A 7,846-nucleotide genomic window follows, 5' to 3' on the forward strand; every position below is an offset into this window, starting at 1 on the left:
ACGATACCCACTGCCTTGAGCACGTATTTCTCGTAGATGGGCTCTGAGGTTCCGTTCTTCATCTTGCGCATGAAGTACTTCTCAAACGCGATCTTGGCCAGATGCACCCACTTGCCTTTTTTGAACCAGTTGACATTGCGTGGCGGAATTTGCGGCAGGGCCACAAACGCTGCGCCCGTGTCGCCAAAGTCGGCCAGGCAGATCGCGTTCCAGGTGGCCTTGGTCACCACGGGTTGATTGGCAAGCTCGTCGGCAATGTTGTGCACGATGGCGCTGATCATGGTCTCGATCATGTAGCCGGTTTTGGGGGCGCCGGTCGGCACCACAGTCACTTCAACCGGGGGGATCGCCACGCACACGCCTGCTGAAAATATGTTTTTATAGGCCTTGCTGCGCTGGAATTCGTCGATCAGCACAAAGCCGCGTGGGTTGCACAAATTGGGCACAGCCGCCACCACATCCACGCCTTTGAAGGCGGGGAGCATCATGGACATCTTGAACGGAACTTCGTGCTCTTTGTGCACGTTGCCCAGCGCGTCGAGTTCGGTCACAAATAGCTTGCCTGCCTCCACCTTGGTGGTCTTGGCGTTGGTGATCCATTTCATGTCATGGCTGCGCAGTTCGGATTCCAGCATGCCTTTGCTGTCCCCCACACCGCCCAACCCAAGGTGGCCGATGTAAGGTTCGCTGGTGACAAAGGTGATCGGAACTTTATGGCGAATTTTGCGGCGACGCAGGTCGGTATCCAGGATGAAGGCGAACTCATAGGCCGGGCCAAAGCAACTGGCAAACGGCATGGCGCCGATGACTACCGGGCCGGGGTTCTTTAAAAATTCCTCGTAGTCCTTGAAGAAACCCAGCGCATGGTCCACGGTGCAAACCGAGTGCGTGTGACCCCCGTGCGGGCCAGAGCCCGGCACTTCGTCAAAGTTGAGTTTGGGGCCGGTAGTAATGACCAGGTAGTCATAGTCCACCGTGTCGCCGCCCGCCAGGGTCAGGCGGTTTGCAGCGGGGTCAATCAGTGTGACCGCCTTGGGAATAAAGGAAATGCCCTTCTTCTCAAGCAAAGGGGCAATCGGAAGCGTCACAGCCTCACGGTCGCGCCAGCCCACCGCCACCCAGGGGTTGGAGGGTGTGAACTGAAAATAATCGACAGCGCTGACGACCGTGATGCGGTGCTCTTTGCCGAGCATTGCGCGCATTTCATAAGCCGCAGGCATGCCGCCGATTCCAGCGCCCATGATGATGATGTGTGCCATGACGTTCCTTTTTTTCTTGGTTTGATTTCTGTCAGATCGGTTTAGAACCGATGGCTGTACATGACTTGCAGGTTGGTCTGGCCGTGCGAGATGGTGACGCCACTGCCACTGGTCACGGTCTCTGAAGGTGCCAAGGTCAGTGAGGCATTGAAGTCGCCGGCCTCGGATACCTTGTAGCCCATACCCAGCGTCACATGGCTCTTCACGGTGGCCGGGAACAGGGGGTTGACATAGGCGTCAGGAATCGGGTTGTCCGCCAGGTTCAGACCCGCACGCAAGGTCAGTTGCTCATTGGCTTTCCAAGCCATGCCGAGGTTCAGTACGGTCTGGTCTTTCCAGTTTTGGGGCATGGCGAAACTCACTGAGCCATTCCCCATAGAACTGTCGTAGCGCATCTTGAAACTCTTCATAGAGTCAGCCCAACCGATGTACTTGATGTCCGCAGCCAGTAATAGCGAGGGCTGAGCTTGCCAGCTCGCACCGACAGCGAAAACCGATGGCATTTGGAAGTCGATCACGGTCATTTGTCCGTAATCTGTAGCTGCCCCATCGCTTGCAATGCTGGCCGCACTGCTGGCCGTCTTCATATCGTCTAGTCCAGACTTGAATTGGTAAGAGCCCCCCACCGTCACGTCTTTATTGACCTTGTAAACGGCACCAAGTGAAGCACCAAAGCCCGTGGATTTGGCAGCTCCGGTGAAATCATTTTCATCAGAGAAACTAATGCGGGCCTTCGTTGCAGTCGCTAACGGATTGGTTAAGTCTTGAGCGGCGAATTTTCCACTGCTGCCTGTCATCATGCCGAGCAATTCGTTCCTAGGCGCAGCCATTTGTAGATCTAGAGATGCCCACATGAATTTCAGGGTGGCGCCAACTGTTAAATTTGAATTTACTTGGTAGGCAACCGGGAAAATAACATTACCTACGCCCAATTCAGAGCGTGCAGGCAAGCTAAAACCTCCTGCCATAAATGAATTCGCTGCGTACTCAGTCCCCATCCCACCTTGCGCAAACATGCCAATACCGTAGGTGTAAGCGCCATTGCGTTTGACATAGCCAAACGCCGGCATTAGGTAAGACGTGCCGCCCGATTTGGCTTCCATGCCAGGTACGCTGCTCTTCACATCGGGTCCCAAAATACCAAACGCCACATCCAGGCGTGACGTGCCATCGGGCATCATCCCTAGCGTTGCCGGGTTTTGAGCCATGCCCGCATTGCCATGGTCAATGGCTTGGGAGGCACCGCCCATGCCGGTCGAGATAGGGCCATAGCCTTCCATCAGCATGCCGTTGGTCGCGTGCACCGATCCGGCGGCGAGGAGAGCGCACAAGGGCGTCAGGTAAAAAATACTTTTAGATGGCTTCATGAATGTCTCCGATAGTTTTAATGAGGAATAGCGCGGGTTTTCACTGGAAAAGTGATCGGTGGGGGAGTGTGTAGATGTGCCGTGGCAGCCGCAGGGCTTACCAAAAAGCCAGCAAGCGGCCTTTGACGACTTTGGAGTCAAGCCGCTTCAGCGGGCTGTTGCCCTTCTTGATGCAGTCGCCGCTTTTCACATCAAACTCCCATTGGTGTTTGGGGCAGGTCAGGGTGCTGCCCTTGAGTGCCAGTTCGGGTATGTCGGTGCTCTGGTGCGGGCAACGACTGTCATACACCGATGTTTTTCGTTTCTCGCGGTAGATGAACACGCCAAAGCCATTCACCTCCGTGCGCATCACTTCGCTGTCTTTGACGTCCGCGCTGGCCATCACGTCGTGCCATGTGCCGGCAGGGGTGCTGGCAGCGATGGTCGGCACGATGCTGGCACCGGCCTCATCCTGAAACTCAGGCAGGTTCATGGCCAGAATGATGTCCACGGCCCAGATGATTTTGGCCAGACCCAGAGCGGGGAACGCCATCAGCAGCGCGTCCAGAATCTCGACCGACGTACAGCCTTCGCGCAAGGCACGCTTGAGGTATTGACGCAAGCCCCGGTCAGTTTGCGAATGAACTTTGGTGATGACCGAAATCAGATTTTTTGTTTTGGGGTCGAGGTGCTTGCCAGCATCTTTCAGAAAAGCAAAGTAGTGGCCCAGCGCTTCGGGGCGGGCTTTGAGCAGGTAGTTCAGTGCGTCACTCATGGGACGAAGTTCCTTTTTGTTTTTAAAAATGCAAAACCATGACCGGGTGATCTGACAGCCCCATGACTTTTTGCGCCACACCGCCGACCAGTGCGCGGCCAATGCGGCTGTCGCCCCGGCTTCCGATCACGATCAGGTCAGCTTGGCACGCTTCGCGCGCCGCCAAAATTTCTGTGAAAGGCTTGCCCACTCTAACGTCTCCTTGTGCCACCAACCCCTTCTGTTCAGCTTGTTTGGTCATCGCGTTGATAAATATCATTGCCTGAGGCCGCAAGGACTCTGCAGCCACCACGCTCACCACTTGCAGCGGTAGGCTGCACTGGGCTGCCACGGCGATGGCGGTAGCGACGATCTGGCGTCCTTGCTCGGTGGGCTCAGCCGCCACCAGCACGCGCTGCTGCCACATCCGGGCTTCGCGGGGCACGATCAACACATGGCAGGGCGCATGCGCCACCACTTTGCTCACCATCTCGCCCACCAGTAAATTGGCCAGCAGCCCGCGCTTGCCACGGCGACGGATGATGATCATGTCGCTGCCCTGGGCGCGGGCCTCTTCGATGATTTCCTGATAGGGCTCTTCGCCCCGGCGCAAGCGCAGGTCAATCGTCACCCCGGCCTTGACGGCTTGCTCGCGCAGTTGGGCAATCTTGACCGCTGCTTCGCGCTCGGCCCGCGCTGCAATCAGCGGTGCCAGTGATTCGTATTCGGGGTTGCTCACCAGCGGCAAGACCGTTGCCAAGGGCAGTTGACAGCGTTGCGCCAAGGCGAAGGCCATAGCTTCCGCACCGAGGTCATATTCGCTGTGCTCGGTGGCCAGCAACAAACGTGTGAATAGTTGAGCCATGGTCAATGTCCTCCAGTCAAAACGCCTGAGGCCGCCAGTATCAGAACCAGGACGATCAAGGCACTGAGGCCCGTGTAAATATAGTCGCGGCGCTCGAGATAGAGCGGGATCAAGCCCAGCAATGGGGGCAGTGAGCATCCCGCCAAAATGGAGATGCCGATCAGGTTCGACAGGTCGCCAGTATGGGCCAAGGCCAGCCAGCCCCAGCCGGTCGGAGTGGCGGTGCGTTGCAGGTAGGTGGCGACGGGCAGGTTCCAGAAATTAGGTAATTGGTCCAGCGGCACATGCGGGGTCAATACCCCGAAGACATAGGCGCCAAAACTAAGCACCAGGGCCAGCAAGCCGAGGCGCGCGCCCCAGTCCAGCAGGAACGCATAGCGCAAGGCTTCAGCTTGCTGTTGTTGGGCGTTGGTGAGGGGTGTGGTATTCATCAGTCAGTTACTTTCAAACCCATATTCCAAGACCCTTGAGCAGAGCGCGAACACCAGCAAACAACAAGAGCGTGATCACCATTTTGCGGATGACGGAGCCTTTGAGGATGTTCAGCAATCGGGCGCCGATTCGAGCTCCCAGCATCATGCCGACGACCGAGGGAACGGCAATCATAGGAAGCACGGCACCACGGTTCAGGTAAACCCACGCCGCAGAAGAGTCGACCAGCGACAGCACCAAGCCCGAGGTGCCTGCCGACACTTTGAGGGGTGCGCCCATCAGCAGGTTGAGCGCCGGCACATTGGCCCAGCCTGCACCAATGCCAAACATGCCCGCCATGACGCCGATGGCCAGAAAAAGCACCAGTCCCAAAGGGGTGCGGTGCACCTGCCAGTTGATGGCCTGCCCGGAAGCGCCGTCGATAAAGATGCCGTGAATGCCGAGGGCCGATGACAAGCGGTCGGGCTGGGGCACATTCGGAAACTCAGATTTTTTGGACATCAGCATCAGCGTCACGATACCCAGCACAATCAAGCCCAAAGAGGTCTGAATGACCGAGGCGGGTAGCGCCAATCCCAGCAAGGCGCCGACGATGGAACTCATGCAAGCCAACAGCGCCAGGGGCAGCGCCAGGCGCAAGCTCGACAGCCCGCCGCGCAGCAACATGGGCCCGGCCGCCAGTGCGCTGGCCAGTGCTACCAGCAAGCCTGCACCGCGCACAAAGTCAAGGTGGAAAGGAAAAAACCCGCCAATGATGGGCACGAACAAGGTGCCGCCGCCAATGCCAGCGGGCACCGCCACAATGCCGATCAGGAAACAAGTGACAAACAGGGCCAGCGGCCAGAACCACCAGGGCATGCCGCTGCTGGGTACCACACTGTCGGCGGCATGGGCTGGCAGTGCCAGCAGCAGCGTGCTGGCGAGGAGTAGCCCGGCCCGGTGCAGGGCGGCCATTGAAAAGGTAGGAAGTCTGAGCATGAAAAACGTGACTCAGGAAATGGTTTGGTAGTACAGGTTTTGCGGGTGGTTGGCCTGCGCAAAAAAGAACCAGCGCTCGGCCAGCAAACCCATGTATTGGGTGGCAAAAGCCAGGAACAGCATTTCGGTCGACGCGGCTGTTACCCCCAGCGCCAAACACAGCAAGGGCAGCGGAAACACCATCAGCAAAAACATCCACTTGACCGAGCGCAGCATCTCGGTGCTGCGGCCATGAAAGAACTCGCGCGTGTTGAACGAGCCTCCCATGAACCCCATCGCTTTTTGCACGATACGGGGGTGCTTGATGCCAATGGCACTTTGCAGTGTCGATTTGGGTTTGAGCCGGGCGTTGCGCATCAGTGAAGCCGTGCGCGTGACACCCGCCATCAAAGTTAAAACCACAGCGGCGAGCGCAAAAGGACGCACCAAGCTGTTGGCGCTCATCGCTGCGGCTAAAAGCGTGGCCAGCGTCAGGCCCGAGGCGCACCCCAGTAGCAGGTAGTTCACCAAGGTGAGTGGGCTGGCCCACTCTTGCAGAAAACGCACCGAGGCGTAAATCATGGCGGTACAGATGAACAGTGCCAGGCAGGCCAAGGCCGTCACCGCACCGATCAGCACCGTGTTGCTGTTGCCAAGGTAGTGAGCGCTGCCATAAATGAACAGGCCCAGCATGAACAGAGGCAGTGCGATAACTTCGCGCGAGAGCCACGAGGTGCGCCACATGGCCGCAGACCGCCAGGCGCGTTCCGGGCGCCCCAAGTGAAACACCGAAGCGATCAGCCCCAAGGTGGTGAGCACCAGCGCGACCAGGCTGGCGGAGAATAAAAAGCGCTGAGTTTCGGCGGGGGTGAGCCCGCCAAAGCCGGAAATTTCGGTGGCATACAGCGCAAGGAAGAGCCCTTGCGCAGCACCGATCAGCGTGGTTAAAAAGATGACTGAAAAAGCGGGTTGCATAGTGTGTCTTGCGTTGTTTCAGGTGGCGAAGTCTTCGCGGCCTGGGCCACGGTTGGCGTAGTCGGGCTGCTTGCCGTCGATCTGCAGCGGGTTGTCCACGCGCTCCAGGTCTTCAGGGTGAATGCGGATTTCGGTCTTGCGACGCGGCAGGTAGTGGTTGGCAGGACGCGTGCCCCACTCGGGCATGAGCTGGTAGCCGCCACGCTCGGCAATGGCTTTGGAGACCACCGACTCGGGGTCGTGCACGTCGCCAAACAGGCGGGCATTGGCCGGACAGGCCAGCACGCAAGCCGGTTTGCGCTCGGGTTCGGGCAGCTTGGTGTCGGTGACGCGGTCCACGCACAAGGTGCACTTGGTCATGACCTTGCGCTCTTCGTCAAACTCGCGGGCGCCATACGGGCAAGCCCAGGTGCAGTATTTGCAGCCAATGCACTTGTCGTAGTCCACCAGCACGATGCCGTCTTCAGCGCGTTTGTAGCTGGCGCCGGTAGGGCACACCGGCACGCAAGGAGGGTCTTCGCAGTGCAGGCACGATTTGGGGAAGTGGACCGTTTGGGTGTTGGGAAACTCGCCCACTTCAAAGGTTTGAACCCGGTTGAAGAACGTGCCGCTGGGGTCTTTGCCGTACGGGTTCAGGTCCACCAGTGACCCGGCGGTGCCGGAGGTATTCCACTGCTTGCAACTGGTCACACAGGCATGGCAGCCCACGCATACATTCAGGTCAATGACCAAGGCGAGTTGGGTCATTTGTGTTCTCCCTTGCCCGCAAAATAGGCCTGAATGCGCGGCAGCACCTGGCGCATGCCGGGGGCGGCAGGTACCGCCTTAAATTGCGGCGAGGTTTGCTCCGGTTCGTCATCAGCCGCCTTGTAGATGCGCACCTTTACGTCGTACCACGCGGCCTGGCCGGTGATGGGGTCGGAGTTGGAAATGGCAGCACCAGCGCTTGAAGGTGGCAACACCTCCGAAATCAGGTGGTTGAGCAAAAAGCCGCGTTGCGATTCATTGGCGTCTGCACTCAGGTTCCAGGCGCCGGCGGATTTGCCGATGGCGTTCCAGGTCCAGACCGTGCCGGGCTCTACCGCTTCGGAGTAGCGGCATTGGCAGCGCACCTTGCCCCATTGCGATTCCACCCACATCCAGCCGCCATCGGCAATGCCTTGGGCTTGGGCGGTCTTGGTGTTGACCATCAGGAAGTTGTGGGTGTGAATCTGGCGCAGCCAGGCGTTTTGCGAATCCCAGGAGTGGTACATCGCCA

General features: G+C 58.5%; 9 protein-coding genes. All 9 read right to left on the reverse strand.

What is annotated here, in order from left to right:
• A partial coding sequence (locus WCG50_RS15575; protein WP_336900517.1) for an FAD-dependent oxidoreductase occupies positions 1-1,259 on the reverse strand: 1,259 nt, incomplete at its 3' end.
• Between the two features lie 41 nt (positions 1,260-1,300).
• Positions 1,301-2,626, reverse strand: coding sequence for an outer membrane protein transport protein (locus WCG50_RS15580; RefSeq protein WP_336900518.1), 1,326 nt, complete (start codon positions 2,624-2,626; stop codon positions 1,301-1,303).
• Positions 2,627-2,723: 97 nt separating this feature from the next.
• A complete protein-coding gene (locus WCG50_RS15585) occupies positions 2,724-3,380 on the reverse strand; it encodes a Rieske 2Fe-2S domain-containing protein (protein WP_336900519.1) in 657 nt (218 codons plus the stop codon).
• Positions 3,381-3,402: 22 nt separating this feature from the next.
• Entirely contained in the window at positions 3,403-4,224 is an 822-nt protein-coding gene (locus WCG50_RS15590) for a universal stress protein (RefSeq protein WP_336900520.1), read from the reverse strand.
• A 2-nt stretch (positions 4,225-4,226) separates the two neighbouring features.
• Positions 4,227-4,655, reverse strand: coding sequence for a hypothetical protein (locus WCG50_RS15595; protein WP_336900521.1), 429 nt, complete (start codon positions 4,653-4,655; stop codon positions 4,227-4,229).
• A 13-nt stretch (positions 4,656-4,668) separates the two neighbouring features.
• Positions 4,669-5,634, reverse strand: a complete 966-nt coding sequence (locus WCG50_RS15600; protein ID WP_336900522.1) for a sulfite exporter TauE/SafE family protein — start codon at positions 5,632-5,634, stop codon at positions 4,669-4,671.
• Between the two features lie 12 nt (positions 5,635-5,646).
• On the reverse strand, positions 5,647-6,588 hold the full coding sequence (locus tag WCG50_RS15605) for a DmsC/YnfH family molybdoenzyme membrane anchor subunit (protein WP_336900523.1): 942 nt from the start codon (positions 6,586-6,588) through the stop codon (positions 5,647-5,649).
• A gap of 18 nt (positions 6,589-6,606) precedes the next feature.
• Positions 6,607-7,335, reverse strand: a complete 729-nt coding sequence (soeB, locus tag WCG50_RS15610) for a sulfite dehydrogenase subunit SoeB (RefSeq protein ID WP_336900524.1) — start codon at positions 7,333-7,335, stop codon at positions 6,607-6,609.
• Positions 7,332-7,846, reverse strand: a 515-nt coding sequence (locus tag WCG50_RS15615; protein WP_336900525.1) for a molybdopterin dinucleotide binding domain-containing protein, incomplete at its 5' end; no start/stop codon positions are given. The genes soeB and WCG50_RS15615, both read right to left, overlap by 4 nt.

It is taken from the genome of Rhodoferax sp., from assembly GCF_037143375.1.
GTDB lineage: Bacteria > Pseudomonadota > Gammaproteobacteria > Burkholderiales > Burkholderiaceae_C > Rhodoferax.

Coding starts and splice junctions, on each gene's coding strand:
- WCG50_RS15580 (WP_336900518.1), bottom strand. CDS start 2,626: ATGAAGCCATCTAAAAGTATTTTTTACCTGACGCCCTTGTGCGCTCTC.
- WCG50_RS15585 (WP_336900519.1), bottom strand. CDS start 3,380: ATGAGTGACGCACTGAACTACCTGCTCAAAGCCCGCCCCGAAGCGCTG.
- WCG50_RS15590 (WP_336900520.1), bottom strand. CDS start 4,224: ATGGCTCAACTATTCACACGTTTGTTGCTGGCCACCGAGCACAGCGAA.
- WCG50_RS15595 (WP_336900521.1), bottom strand. CDS start 4,655: ATGAATACCACACCCCTCACCAACGCCCAACAACAGCAAGCTGAAGCC.
- WCG50_RS15600 (WP_336900522.1), bottom strand. CDS start 5,634: ATGCTCAGACTTCCTACCTTTTCAATGGCCGCCCTGCACCGGGCCGGG.
- WCG50_RS15605 (WP_336900523.1), bottom strand. CDS start 6,588: ATGCAACCCGCTTTTTCAGTCATCTTTTTAACCACGCTGATCGGTGCT.
- soeB (WP_336900524.1), bottom strand. CDS start 7,335: ATGACCCAACTCGCCTTGGTCATTGACCTGAATGTATGCGTGGGCTGC.